13 protein-coding genes are annotated in these 13416 nt (G+C 72.5%); 11 read left to right on the top strand and 2 right to left on the bottom strand.

Going from position 1 to position 13416, the window contains the following annotated elements; translation table 11 throughout:
- Positions 1-64 precede the first annotated feature (64 nt).
- The 9 genes from O7624_RS02955 (at position 65) to O7624_RS02915 (ending at position 11472) form a co-directional block, all read left to right on the top strand.
- Positions 65-289, top strand: coding sequence for a hypothetical protein (locus O7624_RS02955; protein WP_093402733.1), 225 nt, complete (start codon positions 65-67; stop codon positions 287-289).
- 91 nt (positions 290-380) lie between these two features.
- Positions 381-1127: a response regulator transcription factor gene (locus O7624_RS02950; protein WP_093402734.1), complete on the top strand. Its 747-nt coding sequence runs from the start codon at positions 381-383 to the stop codon at positions 1125-1127.
- Between the two features lie 17 nt (positions 1128-1144).
- On the top strand, positions 1145-2581 hold the full coding sequence (locus O7624_RS02945) for a HAMP domain-containing sensor histidine kinase (protein ID WP_282240527.1): 1437 nt from the start codon (positions 1145-1147) through the stop codon (positions 2579-2581).
- Between the two features lie 45 nt (positions 2582-2626).
- The gene (locus O7624_RS02940; protein WP_282238808.1) at positions 2627-4732 is read left to right on the top strand and encodes a glycosyltransferase family 39 protein; all 2106 of its coding nucleotides are present in this window, start codon (positions 2627-2629) and stop codon (positions 4730-4732) included.
- Positions 4733-4737: 5 nt separating this feature from the next.
- Positions 4738-5961, top strand: coding sequence for a dolichyl-phosphate beta-glucosyltransferase (locus O7624_RS02935; protein ID WP_282238807.1), 1224 nt, complete (start codon positions 4738-4740; stop codon positions 5959-5961).
- A gap of 250 nt (positions 5962-6211) precedes the next feature.
- Complete coding sequence (locus O7624_RS02930) at positions 6212-6361, top strand: hypothetical protein (RefSeq protein WP_155220336.1); 150 nt, start codon at positions 6212-6214, stop codon at positions 6359-6361.
- A gap of 9 nt (positions 6362-6370) precedes the next feature.
- Entirely contained in the window at positions 6371-7846 is a 1476-nt protein-coding gene (locus tag O7624_RS02925) for a class I SAM-dependent methyltransferase (RefSeq protein ID WP_282238806.1), read from the top strand.
- Complete coding sequence (locus O7624_RS02920) at positions 7843-9939, top strand: sulfatase-like hydrolase/transferase (RefSeq protein WP_282238805.1); 2097 nt, start codon at positions 7843-7845, stop codon at positions 9937-9939. The genes O7624_RS02925 and O7624_RS02920 overlap by 4 nt, the downstream gene beginning before the upstream one ends.
- Positions 9940-10188: 249 nt before the next feature.
- Complete coding sequence (locus O7624_RS02915) at positions 10189-11472, top strand: citrate synthase (protein WP_093402738.1); 1284 nt, start codon at positions 10189-10191, stop codon at positions 11470-11472.
- A 78-nt stretch (positions 11473-11550) separates the two neighbouring features.
- Here O7624_RS02915 and O7624_RS02910 read toward each other — a convergent pair whose 3' ends face one another.
- The gene (locus O7624_RS02910; protein ID WP_282238804.1) at positions 11551-11802 is read right to left on the bottom strand and encodes a fasciclin domain-containing protein; all 252 of its coding nucleotides are present in this window, start codon (positions 11800-11802) and stop codon (positions 11551-11553) included.
- A 171-nt stretch (positions 11803-11973) separates the two neighbouring features.
- Positions 11974-12543, bottom strand: a complete 570-nt coding sequence (locus O7624_RS02905; RefSeq protein WP_282240526.1) for a maleylpyruvate isomerase N-terminal domain-containing protein — start codon at positions 12541-12543, stop codon at positions 11974-11976.
- Between the two features lie 98 nt (positions 12544-12641).
- Between O7624_RS02905 and O7624_RS02900 the strand changes: the two genes are divergently transcribed.
- Positions 12642-12764 (top strand): hypothetical protein, encoded by a 123-nt coding sequence (locus O7624_RS02900; protein WP_282238803.1) that lies wholly within the window; start codon positions 12642-12644, stop codon positions 12762-12764.
- 100 nt (positions 12765-12864) lie between these two features.
- Positions 12865-13350: a DinB family protein gene (locus tag O7624_RS02895; RefSeq protein WP_282238802.1), complete on the top strand. Its 486-nt coding sequence runs from the start codon at positions 12865-12867 to the stop codon at positions 13348-13350.
- Positions 13351-13416: the final 66 nt, after the last annotated feature.

Here is a 13416-nt window from a genome sequence, read left to right as displayed (position 1 = left end):
GGCTGGTGCGTTAGCGTGCGAGCCGGGACGCCCGACGCGCCGGGCGGGCTGGAGGCGGAACGTGATGAGTGAGGTGACCGTACGTTTCGTCGGCGGTCCGGCCCACGACCTGGTCCGGTCGCTGCCGGCGGGGCCGGACGGCGCGCCGCCGCGGCTGTGGGTGCTGCGCCGGCCGCAGGAGGCGCCCACACCGGCGGCCGACCATCTCTACGTGCGGCAACGCCCCGACGGGTCGGGCACCTGGTCCATGCGTTTCGTCCGGACCGACCCGGTCGGTGTGACCGAGTGACCCCGGGTCGACCCCCTCCGACGGTGGCCGCACAGCTGGCACACAGCAACCGCACAAGCGGCCCCAAGTGCGCGGCCCCACCATGGCAGCCATGAGGATCGAGGGCGAGGCCACGCCGGGCCGGGTGGAACTGCGTCGACCGGACGGTGAACCGGTCCGGGTGCTGGTCGTCGACGACGAGCCGACCCTGACGGACCTGCTGTCGATGGCGCTGCGGTACGAGGGCTGGCAGGTGCGCACGGCAGCCGACGGCATGGCGGCGGTACGCGCCGCCCGGCAGTTCCGACCCGACGCGGTGGTGCTCGACGTGATGCTGCCCGACCTCGACGGTTTCCAGGTGCTGCGCAAGTTGCGGGCGGACAACGACAGCGTGCCGGTGCTGTTCCTGACCGCCCGGGACGCCGTCGAGGAGCGGGTCGCCGGGCTGACCGTCGGCGGCGACGACTACGTGACCAAGCCGTTCAGCCTGGAGGAGGTCATCGCCCGGCTGCGCGCGCTGCTGCGCCGCTCCGGCTTCGCGGTGGCCGCCCGCCCGGACGCGGTGCTCACCGTGGGCGACCTCACCCTCGACGAGGACAGCCACGAGGTACGCCGGGACGGTCGGCTGATCACCCTCACCGCGACCGAGTTCGAGCTGCTGCGGTACCTGATGCGTAACCCCCGCCGGGTGCTCAGCAAGGCGCAGATCCTCGACCGGGTGTGGAACTACGACTTCGGCGGCCAGGCCAACGTGGTCGAGCTGTACATCTCGTACCTGCGGAAGAAGATCGACGCCGGCCGCCAGCCGATGATCCACACGCTGCGCGGGGCCGGGTACCTGCTCAAGCCGGCGGAGTGAGCGGAGTGCGCCGGTGGCTGGCGGGCTGGTCGCTGCGGACCCGCCTGGTGATCACCCTGGTCGCGCTGCTCGCCGTGGTCAGCCTGGCCATCGGCGGCCTCACCACCGTGGCACTGCGGCAGTTCCTGATCTCCCGGGTGGACGAGCAGTTGCGCTTCACGCCCGGCGGGCGGCCCAGCGCACCCTGGGAACCCGGCCCGGGCACCGGCCCGTGGGGCGACGTGCGGGTACCGCGCGGCTTCCCGCCCGGCACGATCAGCGCCCAGGTCGTCGACGGCCGGGTCACCGAGGCGTGGACACTCGTCGGCCGGCAGGAACAGCCGGTACCGGTCGGCGAGGTGGGCGAGCTGGCCGACGTGCCAACCGACGGCCGGGCGCACAGTCTGAGCCTGGGGGACCGGGGCGGCTACCGGGTGGTGGCCCGGCAGTCGGCCACCGGGACGGTGCGGGTGCTGGGTGTGCCGCTGGCCGGCGTGCAGGAGACCGTCTGGGCGATGGTGGCCGCGCAGGCCGGGGTCACCGCCGTCGGCCTGCTCATCGCCGGCACCGCCGGAGCGCTGATCGTCCGGGCCACGCTGCGTCCGCTGCGCCGGGTCGCCGCCACCGCCGCCCGGGTCAGTGAACTACCGCTGGACCGGGGCGAGGTGGCACTCTCCGAACGGGTCCCGGCAGCCGACACCGATCCGCGTACCGAGGTCGGGCAGGTCGGCTCCGCGCTCAACCGGATGCTCGGCCACGTCGCCGCCGCGCTCGCCGCCCGGCAGGCGAGCGAGACCCGGGTACGCCAGTTCGTCGCCGACGCCAGCCACGAACTGCGTACGCCCCTCGCGGCGATCCGTGGCTACGCCGAGGTGGCGCGCCGGGGCCGCGACGAGGTGCCGCCCGACGTGGCCCACGCGCTGCGCCGGGTCGAATCGGCGAGCACCCGGATGACCGGCCTCGTCGACGACCTACTGCTGCTGGCCCGGCTGGACTCGGGCCGACCCCTGGCGGTCGAACCGGTCGACCTCACCGCACTGATGGTGGACGCGGTGAGCGACGCGCACGTGGCCGGCCCCGAGCACCGCTGGCAGCTCGACCTGCCCGACGAGGTCATCCGGGTGCCCGGCGACCCGGCTCGGCTGCACCAGGTGCTGGCGAACCTGCTGGCCAACGCCCGGGTGCACACCCCGCCCGGCAGCACTGTCACCACCCGCCTGCGCCAGGCCGGCGACACCGCCGAACTCAGCGTCACCGACGACGGCCCCGGCGTACCGCCCGAGCTGCGGCCCGAGGTCTTCGAACGCTTCGCCCGCGGCGACAGCTCCCGGTCCCGCGCCCACGGCAGCACCGGCCTCGGCCTGGCCATCGTCGCCGCCGTGGTGGAGGCGCACCACGGCACCGTCGCCCTGGACTCCCGGCCGGGCCGCACCGTCTTCACCGTCCGGCTGCCCAACTCCACAGCCGACGCATAGGCGAGCCACGGCGGCACGACAGCTGCCTGGCCGAGGCTGGCCGGCATGGACAGCACAGGCAATCCGTCGCACCCGTCCGGGGCGCCCACCGCCTCACCCGACCCTTCGGCCCCCTCGACCGCCTGGGTACGGCCGGCCCTGGCCGCGTTGCTGCTGGCCACCGGGCTGCTCTACCTGTGGGGCCTGGGCGCCTCCGGCTGGGCCAACTCCTACTACGCCGCCGCGGCGCAGGCCGGCTCGCAGGACTGGACGGCCTTCTTCTACGGCTCGTCGGACGCGGGCAACTCGATCACCGTCGACAAGACACCCGCCTCGCTGTGGCTGATGGCGCTCTCCGTACGCCTGTTCGGTCTGAACAGCTGGGCGCTGCTGGTGCCGCAGGCGCTCTGCGGGGTGGCCACGGTCGGCCTGCTGTACGCCGCAGTGCGCCGTTGGTACGGGCCGATCGCCGGCCTGATCGCCGGCGGGGTGCTCGCCGTGACGCCGGTGGCCACGCTGATGTTCCGGTTCAACAATCCGGACGCGTTGCTGGTGCTGCTGCTGGTCGCCGCCGCGTACGCCACGGTCCGCGCCCTGGAGACGGCAAGCACCCGGTGGTTGGTGCTGGCCGGCGCCCTGGTCGGCTTCGGCTTCCTGACCAAGATGCTCCAGGCGTTTCTGGTGCTGCCGGTCCTCGCGGCGGTGTATCTGATCGCCGCGCCGACCACGCCGGGCCGCCGGCTCCGGCAGGTGCTGATCGCGGGGCTGGCTGTGGTGGTGGCCGCCGGTTGGTGGGTGGCGGTGGTCGAGCTGGTGCCCGCCGCGCACCGCCCGTACATCGGCGGGTCGCAGTCCAACAGCGTGTTGGAGCTGACCCTCGGCTACAACGGTCTCGGTCGGATCACCGGCAACGAGGTGGGCAGCGTCGGCGGTGGCGGCGGGCCGGGCGGCGGCGGCCCGTTCTCCGGACAGGCCGGCCCGCTGCGCATGTTCGGTGGGCAGGTCGGCGGGCAGATCTCCTGGCTGCTGCCGGCCGCACTGATCCTGCTGGTGGCCGGGCTGGTGCTGGCAGGCCGGGCGGCGCGTACCGACCGGGCGCGGGCGGGGCTGCTGCTCTGGGGCGGCTGGCTGCTGGTCACCGGCGGGATCTTCAGCTACATGTCCGGCATCTTCCACGAGTACTACACGGTGGCGCTGGCACCGGCGGTCGCCGCGCTGGTCGGCATCGGCACGACCCTGCTCTGGCAGGCCCGCGCCGTCGCGTCGAGGGGACGCCGGATCGCGTCCACCCTGGTCCTCGCCGGCACCGTCGTCGTCACTGCGGTGTGGTCGGCGACGCTGCTGGGCCGTACCTCCGACTGGTATCCGTGGCTGCGTACCGCCGTACTGGTCGGCGGGCTGATCGCGGTGTCGACGCTGCTGCTGGCCCATCGGCTGGTCCGCCGCGCGGCCGTCCCGGCGTTGCTGGTCAGCGCGGCGGTGGCGCTGGCCGGGCCGGCCGCGTACGCGATGCAGACCGCAGCGACCCCGCACACCGGCGCCATCCCGACCGCCGGTCCGCAGGCGCGCGGCGGATTCGGGCCGGGCGGGGGCGGACGTTTCGCCGACGGCCCTTACGCCGGCCGCTTCGACGGCACCGGTCGACCCGGCGACGGCCGATCCGGCTTCGGCCCGCCGGGCACAGCCGACGGCGCCGGCCAGACCGACGGCGGCCGACCCCTCGGCGGTGCGGTCTCCGGTGGCCAAGTCCCCGGTGGGCCGCCGACGGCCGGGCGGACCGGAGCGAACCGTGGCGGCACTGGCGGCCTGCTCGACTCCCGGGAGCCGAGCGCGGAACTGCGGGAGCTGCTGCAACGCGACGGGGACGACTACACCTGGATCGCGGCCACCGTCGGTTCCAACAACGCCTCCGGCTACCAGCTGGCCACCGGCCGGCCGGTGATGGCGGTGGGCGGCTTCAACGGCAGCGACCCGTCGCCCACCCTCGAGCAGTTCCAGCGGTACGTGGCCGACGGCAGGATCCACTGGTTCCTCGGCGGGGGTGGCTTCCGGGGCACCAACGGCGGCAGCTCCGCCTCCTCGGAGATCGCCGCCTGGGTCGCGGCGAACTTCCCGACGCAGACCGTCGACGGGGTCGCTCTCTACGACCTGAGCAGCGGACGGCAGGGGTGACCGCGATGATCACCTCGATCGGTTCCCGCGCCGCCGTACCGGCCCGGCCCGGCGCACCGAACCCGGTACTGGACGTCGTCGTCCCGGTCTACAACGAAGAGGTCGACCTCGGCCCGAGCGTCCGGCGACTGCACGCCCACCTGGCCGAGCACTTCCCGTACCCGTTCCGGATCACCATCGCCGACAACGCCAGCATCGACGGCACGCCGGCCGTCGCCGAGGCCCTCACCGTCGAGCTGCCCGAGGTTCGGGTACGGCACCTGTCCGCCAAGGGCCGCGGGCGGGCCCTGCGGGCGGCCTGGTCGGCGTCGGACGCGCCGGTGCTGGCGTACATGGATGTCGACCTCTCCACCGATCTCGCGGCGCTGCTGCCGCTGGTCGCGCCACTGATCTCGGGTCACTCCGACGTGGCCATCGGTACCCGGCTGGCGCGTACCGCCCGGGTGGTGCGCGGTGCCCGGCGGGAGGTCATCTCCCGGACGTACAACCTGCTGCTGCGCGGCACCCTGGCCGTCCGGTTCTCCGACGCGCAGTGCGGGTTCAAGGCCATCCGGGCGGACGTGGCCCGCGAGCTGCTGCCACTGGTGCAGGACACCGGCTGGTTCTTCGACACCGAGCTGCTGGTGCTGGCGCAGCGGGCCGGACTACGCATCCACGAGGTGCCGGTCGACTGGATCGACGACCCGGACAGCCGGGTGGACGTGGTGGCCACCGCCGTGGCCGATCTGCGCGGCATCGGTCGGCTCGGCCGGGCGCTGCTGACCGGTGCGCTGCCCCTGGCCGAGCTGAGAGCGCAGCTCGGTCGGGCTCCGCTGGCGGCACCGCCGCAGCAGGCGCCCGCCGGGCTGCCCCGGCAACTGGTCCGGTTCGCCGCCGTGGGGGTGGTCAGCACCTGCGCGTACCTGCTGCTGTTCACGCTGACCCGGGGTGCGCTCGGTGCCCAGCCGGCGAACCTGCTGGCGTTGCTGCTCACCGCGGTGGCCAACACCGCCGCCAACCGGCGGCTCACCTTCGGTATCGCCGGACGCCGGCACGTCACCCGGCACCACGTGCAGGGACTGCTGGCGTTCGCTCTCGGCCTCGCGCTCACCAGCGGGTCACTGGCCATCCTGCACGTGGCCACCACCCCGGACCGGGCTGTGGAACTGGCGGTCCTGCTTGCGGCAAACCTCGCCGCCACAGCCCTGCGCTTCACCCTGCTCCGCCTAGCCATGCACCACCACCCCTGACAGCACCCCCGACACACCGTGTTGATCAAGAAGTTCTGGTCGCCGATGAAGATCGAACTAGGCGGAAACTTCTTGATCAACCGGGCGTCGGGGTGGGGGCGGGGGGAAATGGGGTGGGAAGTGTGTTGTTGTGCCCGACAGGTGGCAATTGGCAGCGTACGGTGGCATGGTCCGGCCAGGCCGCCCGAATACTCAATGCGAGACTTATGGCGGTTGGTGTCGGTTGTGACGGCAGAGGAAGGAGTGGTCGGTGAACCACCTGGCCTACCTGGACGCGGGATCCGGCAGCCTGATCGTGCAGGCGGTGGTCGGCGGGATCGCCGGCGTCGCGGTGGCGGCCAAGCTCTACTGGCGCAGGCTCGTCAGCCGGTTCCGCCGCCAGCCCACCGACCAGAGCTGACCCGATCCGATGGTGATTCCGGACCTTGGCCGGTCGTCGCGACCGGCCCCGCTGCACGTCGACCCTCGGCCAGAGCCCGGCTCGTTCCGCGACCCGGCGAACCGGGTGTTCCACGCCGGCGACGACGTGCTGCGCGCGCTCGACCGGACCGCCGCCGCCGACTGGCGTGCCCTCGCCGCCAGCAGTTTCTTTCCGCCGTTGCTCGCCGCCGGCAAGGTCTGCGGCACCGAGGAACTGCCGGTGGAGTCGCCGTTGCGGGAACTGCCGTCGGGTCCGGCGTCGACCGACTGGGCGACGGTGCTTCGGCACGAGCGCGTTCCGTTCGTCTCACACCCGTACGAGTGGTCCTTCGCCATGCTGCGCGACGCCGCGCTGCTGCACCTGGAGATCCTCCGGGCCGCCCTGCCGGCGGGCTTCACCACGAAGGACGGCTCGGCGTACAACCTCCAGTGGCGCGGCACCGAGCCAATCTTCATCGACATCGGGTCCTTCACTCCGCTGCGCGACGGCGAACCCTGGGCCGGCTACCGACAGTTCTGCCAGACACTGCTCTACCCGCTGATGCTCGGCGCCCACCTGGGGCTGGCCTTCCAACCGTGGCTGCGGGCCCAGGTCGACGGCATCGAGCCGGAGCAGATGGGACCACTGTTCCGGGGCACCCGTCGGCTGTTGCCCGGGGTGCTCACCCACGTCCACCTGCACGGTTCCGTGCAGCGTCGTAGCGCCGACACCAGCACCGCCGACGTACGCGCCCAGTTGCGGGACGCCGGGTACACCCGTGAGCTGGCCGTGGCCACCGTGCGGGGGCTGGAGAAGCTCGTCCGCCGCCTCGATCATCAACCGGCTGCCACCCACTGGGTCGACTACCAGCAGACCTGCGGCTACTCCGGCGACGACCGGGCGGGCAAGGAGCGCTTCGTGGCCGCCGCGCTGAGCGTCGCCGGTCGGCGCCGGCTCGTGCTCGACCTGGGCGCCAACGACGGACGGTACGCGCGCCTCGCGGCCCGGCACGCCGACTACGTGGTCGCCGTGGAGCAGGACCCGGCGGTGGTCGACCGGCTGTACCGCACCCTGCGCGGAGAGGGCGAACGGCACGTCCTGCCGCTGGTGATGGACCTGGCCGACCCGTCGCCCGGCGGTGGCTGGCGCGGCACCGAACGGGCCTCGTTCGCCGCCCGGGTCAACGCGGACACCGTGCTCGCCCTGGCCCTGGTGCACCACCTGGCGATCGGACGCAACGTGCCGCTGCCGGAGGTGCTGGCCTGCCTCGCCGATTTCGCCGCGCCCGGCGGCCGGCTGGTGGTCGAGTTCGTCCACCCGGACGACCCGATGGCCGCCCGACTGCTGGCCAACAAGCCCGACGGCATCTTTCCCGACTACCGGCGGGATGCCTTCGAGGCCCTGCTCGCCGGCCACGGCACCGTCGAGGACCGGCTGGAACTGCCCTCGGGGACCCGCACGTTGTACCGGGTGGCGCTTCCGTGACCGACCGCCCCACCACCGAGGCCGGCGGGAGCGGTCCCGGCAGCGACCCGGTGCCAGCCCCGTCCGCGCCGACCGATTCGACCGAGACGGTACGCCGCAGGTGGTGGGGTTGGGGCGGCTGGCGGGCTGAGGGCCGGCGGCTGCTGGAGGTCACCGCGCTGGTCGGGCTGGTGATCACCCAGCCGCTGCTGGACATCCTCGGCCGCAGCCCGGACTTCTTCCTGTTCCACCGGGCCGACCGGGGCGAGATCCTGCTGCTGGTGGCCCTGGTCGCGGTGCTGCCGACGGCGGCGCTCGGGCTGCTGGGCCTGCTCGCCGGCCTGGCCGGAGCCGCGGTGCGGACGGTCACCCACAGCCTGCTGCTCGGGCTGCTGGTCGCCGCGCTCGCGGTGCAGGTGGGCCGGCATACCACGCCGCTGCGGGGCGTACCGCTGCTGCTGGTGGCGCTGGTGTTCGGCGCCGCCGGAGCCGTCGCTCACCGGCGCTGGACGGCTCTCGGTCGGGTGCTGCGCCTGGCGGCCGTCGGCCCGCTGATCTTCGTCGGGCTGTTCCTGTTCGCCTCGCCGACCGGGCCGGTGGTGCTGCCGCTCGGCGACGGCGGCGTGGCGGGCACGGCGACCGGCAACCGGCACCCGCCGGTGATCATGCTGATCCTCGACGAGCTTCCGCTGGTCTCCCTGCTCGACGCCACCGGTGGCGTCGACGCGACCCGGTTTCCGCACTTCGCCGAGCTGGCCGCCGCCTCGACCTGGTACCGCAACGCGACAGGGGTCAGCGGCTGGACCCCGTACGCGTTGCCGGCGATGCTGACCGGCCGCTACCCGGCGGAGTCGTTCGCCCCGCACTACTCGCACTACCCGGACAACCTCTTCACCGCCTTCGGCGGGTTGTACGACATCCGCGCCGAGGAGAGCATCACCCGGCTCTGCCCGCCGAGCCGCTGCGAGCAGCCGGTCACCCCGGAACAGGGGACCGGCGTGCTGGTGCGGGAGACGGCGGAGCTGCTGCGTCAGGTGATCGCGCCGCACGACAGTCGGATCGACCCGGAGGACTCCTACCGCGAACGCACCGCCGAGGAGGCCGGCATCGACGCCGCAGAGCCGGTGCCGACCGACCCGAAGTTCCGCTGGGACAGCCTCAACGTCAACCAGCCGGCCCGCTTCACCAGCTTCCTCACCGGCCTGACCCCGTCGGCGCGACCGACACTGCACTTCCTGCACCTGCTGATGCCCCACTCGCCGTGGGCGTTCCTGCCGTCCGGGGCGCGGTACGAGGCCCCGGAGGACTTCCCCAACGAGGGTGACGGCTGGGTGGACCTGGCCCGCGCCCGGCACCTCGCCCAACTCGGCTACACCGACCGGCTGATTGGCGAGACGATGCGTACGCTGCGCGCCAGCGGACTGTGGGACGAGGCGCTCGTGGTGGTCACCGCCGACCACGGAGTCAGTTTCACAAAGGGCGTGCAGGGGCGCGGCGAGGACGCGATCCGCGCCGCCGCCGACGAGGTGGCCTGGGTGCCGCTGTTCGTCAAGACGCCCGGCCAGCGCAGCGGGCGGGTCGACGACCGCAACTGGCAACACGTCGACCTGCTGCCGACGATCGCCGACGAGGCCGCCATCCGGTTGCCCTGGGGGGTCGACGGTCGTTCCGCCCGGCAGGGGCCCCGCGCCGACGCGGGCAAGGTCTTCTACGACCGGCCGTCCCAGCCGATGCCGATCAGCGGCGGGGTGCCGGCCGCGCCGCCACCGATGGCGCCGCACCGGCTGGTCGGCACGGCCGTGGGCGCGGCACCGATCTCCGGCAGCGCCCGGGTCGGTGGGCTGGACGCCTTCCGTGCCGTCGATCCCGACGAGGGTGTGCTGCCCGGCATGATCTGGGGCACCGTCGACGACGACGTCCCCGACGGCACCGAGCTGGCGGTGGCCGTCAACGGCACCGTCACGGCGGTGGTCCCGGTGGTCGCCCCGGACCCCGGCGGCCGGCGCTTCGCGGCGTTGCTCGCCGACGACCGGCTGTTCCGGGCCGGTGCCAACCGCCTCGACCTCTACCTGGTCGGCCAGGACGGCCAACTTCGTCAGCTGTCGATCTCCTGACCGGTCCGTCGGGCCCGCCAGGTCGGCACGCGCGCCGGTCCTGGATCGTTTCTCACTCCGCCTGTTTGCACGCTACGTGCGCCTTTCCTGCCTGTCCGTCCCGGTCGTCGGGGTTTCCCGGCGCTTCGGTCGGGAATCGGGTGACGCATGCCTCACCGCCGAACCACGAGCGGCGGTGTTGCCGCAACCGCAATTACGGTAGAAGCGAAGGCAATTCAACGTAGATCTGCCGGCGAAGCGAGGAACCACATGACGGAAGTCAAGCTCGATCACCCCGGCGGGCAGCTGTCGATGCCGGTACATTCCGCGGTCGAGGGCCCCGCCGGGATCGGTGTGGGCAAGCTGCTGAAGGAAACCGGGCTGACGACGTACGACCCGGGGTTCGTCAACACCGCCGCCTGTTCGTCCGCGATCACCTACATCGACGGTGACGCGGGCATCCTGCGTTACCGTGGCTACCCGATCGATCAGCTGGCCGAGAAGAGCTCCTTCCTGGAGGTCTCCTACCTGCTGATCTACGGTGAGCTGCCGACCACCCAGGAGCTGACCGAGTTCACCGAGCGGATCCGCCGGCACTCGTTGCTGCACGAGGAGATGCGGCGCTTCTTCGACGGCTTCCCCCGGGAGGCCCACCCGATGGCGGTGCTCTCCTCCGCCGTCAGCGCCATCTCCACCTTCTACCAGGACAGCCTCGACCCGTTCGACGCCGAACACGTGGAGATGTCCACGGTCCGGCTGATGGCGAAGGTGCCGACCATCGCCTCGTACGCGTACAAGAAGGCGATCGGGCAGCCGCTGCTGTATCCGGAGAACTCCCTGGGCTACGTGGAGAACTTCCTGCGGATGACGTTCGGTGTGCCGGCGGAGCCGTACGAGGTCGACCCGGTGATCGCCCGGGTGCTGGACATGCTCTTCGTGCTGCACGCCGACCACGAGCAGAACTGCTCCACCTCGACGGTGCGGCTGGTGGGCTCCAGCAACGCCAACCTGTTCGCCTCGGTCTCGGCCGGCGTCAACGCGCTGTTCGGCCCGCTGCACGGCGGCGCCAACCAGGCGGTGCTGGAGATGCTGGAGCGCATCCAGGCCGACGGCGGTGACGTGCAGTCGTTCGTCCGCAAGGTGAAGGACCGCGAGGACGGCGTCAAGCTGATGGGGTTCGGCCACCGGGTCTACAAGAACTACGACCCGCGTGCCGCGATCGTGAAGCAGGCGGCGCAGGACGTGCTCGGCCGGATGGCCAAGCCGGATCCGCTGCTGGACATCGCGATGCAGCTGGAGGAGATCGCCCTCGCCGACGACTTCTTCGTCTCCCGCAAGCTCTACCCGAACGTCGACTTCTACACCGGCCTGATCTACAAGGCCATGGGCTTCCCGACGAAGATGTTCACCGTGCTGTTCGCCCTGGGGCGGCTGCCGGGCTGGATCGCCCAGTGGCGCGAGATGATCAACGACCCGGAGACCAAGATCGGCCGTCCGCGGCAGGTCTACACCGGTGCCGCCGAGCGGAACTACCTCCCCGTCGAGCAGCGCTGACCGCGCAACCTGACGCAGCCCGCACGACGACGGCCGTCGCACCCGATCACGGGTACGGCGGCCGTCGTCGTGCCGCGTTCAGTGCGCCGGATGGCCGTCGTCGTCCTGACCCGCAGTGGTGGGCAGGTCGCCGAACACCTCGTTGATGACATGGATGCGGGCGGCGCCGGCCCGGTAGTCGGCGCACACCGTCTCGGCCTGGTCGTCGAGGCGGGCGCCCTGCCCGACACCGGTGACGGTGAGGCTGGTGCCGGCGACGGTGGTAACCGTGCCGGCGGCGACCAGCTCGGCCACCGGCAGTGCCCCGGTGACCAGATGATCGCGCAGCAACCCGCGCCCTCCTCGGACCGCACCGCCGCCGGATGCCTGCGAGTGTGTCGGATGCGCAGCGTCGCCGACCAGTGTGGATAGATCGTAACGGCAGACCGACTACCCGAACAGGTCTGGTGCCATCCGGCGGGCGCCGCCCCACACGCCGCCCGGCGGTGCCCGCCGGGTCTGTCAGTAGACGGCGGCCTTCAGCACCCAGGACGTCACCCGGGGCTGGCCGGCCAGCTCGGCCCGGCCGGTGCACCAGAGCAGCACATCGACCGGATCCCCGGCCGGGGCCTGCGGAAAGAGCCGGGCGAGCACCGCCGCGCACAGCGCCGCCGGTGGCCGCCAGTCGATCCCGAGCCCTTGGGCGATGTCCCAGGTGTGCACGAGCGTCTCGTTGACCCCCAGTGCGGCGAAGCCACCCGGATCGGTCGGCCCCCAGTGCCACCCACGGGCGGCCGGATCCGCAGCGTCGACCGCTTCGCTCAGCAGCCGCCCGCAGGCGGTGACCACGGCGAGAACATCGCGCGGCGCGGCGTCGTCCCGGACGACCAGGTCGAACGGCAGGTACGCCGCATCCGGGCGGGCTGCGACCTGACCCGCGTACGCCAGCAGGTCGTGGGCGACGTGGACCGCCGTCGTCCAGCAACTCCACTTCAGCGGGCCCGCCCGGTGTTCCCGCCAGTCCCGGGACAGGTGCGGCGTGAGCACCCGCACCATCTCGGTCACCGCCCGCTCGACGTCCCCACCGTCCATCCTCGTCATGTCCAGCATGCTGCCATTCGCCCTGCCGGCCGGTGGCCCCGTCAGGTCCGGGCCGCCGCACCAACCGGGTGAGCGGTACGGTGCCGCCCATGAGTCAGCAGGTGCGGGTCCGACCGTTCTCGCTCGGTGGGCGCGTGGTGCTGGCGGCCCACCTCTTGATGCTGGCCGCCGTGCTGATCGGCAGACTAGGGGTTTGCCGACGGCGGTCGTGAGCGAGTGTCGGTCGGGATTGCTACCGTCCGGCATTCGCTGGAGCCGATCCGGGCGACACGTTTCGCGGGGGCCACCGGCTGACAAGAGGGGATGCACGGCATGGGTGACGAGGAGAAGAGCGCACTGTCGATGTTCCTGGAGGCGCAGCGGGTAAGCGTCCTCGCGATCATCGACGGGCTCGACGTGACGGCTCTGACCACCGCCGTGCTGCCCTCCGGGTGGACGCCGCTGGGCCTGGTGGAGCACCTCGGCTACGCCGAGCGACACTGGTTCCAGGAGATCATGCTCGGCTCGGCCGTCCCGCTGGTCTGGCCCGACGACGACCACGCGCCGCTGACCACGCCCCGACCGCCGTCGGTGGTGCTGGAGTTCTACCGTGCCCAGTGCGAGCGGTCCGACGCCGTCCTCGCCGCCACGTCGCTGTCCGCCCCGGTACGCGAGCGGCACCCCGGCCCGCTCGGAGAAGAGGTCACCGACCTGCGGCGCGTCGTCCTGCACATGATCGAGGAGACCGCACGACACGCGGGTCATCTCGACGCGGCGCGCGAGCTGCTCGACGGAAGGACGGGACTCGGGCCCCGATAGCCGCCCCCCGATCGCCGATGGGTCATCGCCCCGACCCGGTCGAGGTCCGGGTCGGGGCGAGGCGCC

The sequence above is a fragment of the Verrucosispora sp. WMMD1129 genome, assembly GCF_029581255.1.
GTDB lineage: Bacteria > Actinomycetota > Actinomycetes > Mycobacteriales > Micromonosporaceae > Micromonospora > Micromonospora sediminimaris.
Note: the sequence above shows the minus strand (reverse complement) of the source record. Positions and strands in the feature narration are given on the sequence as shown.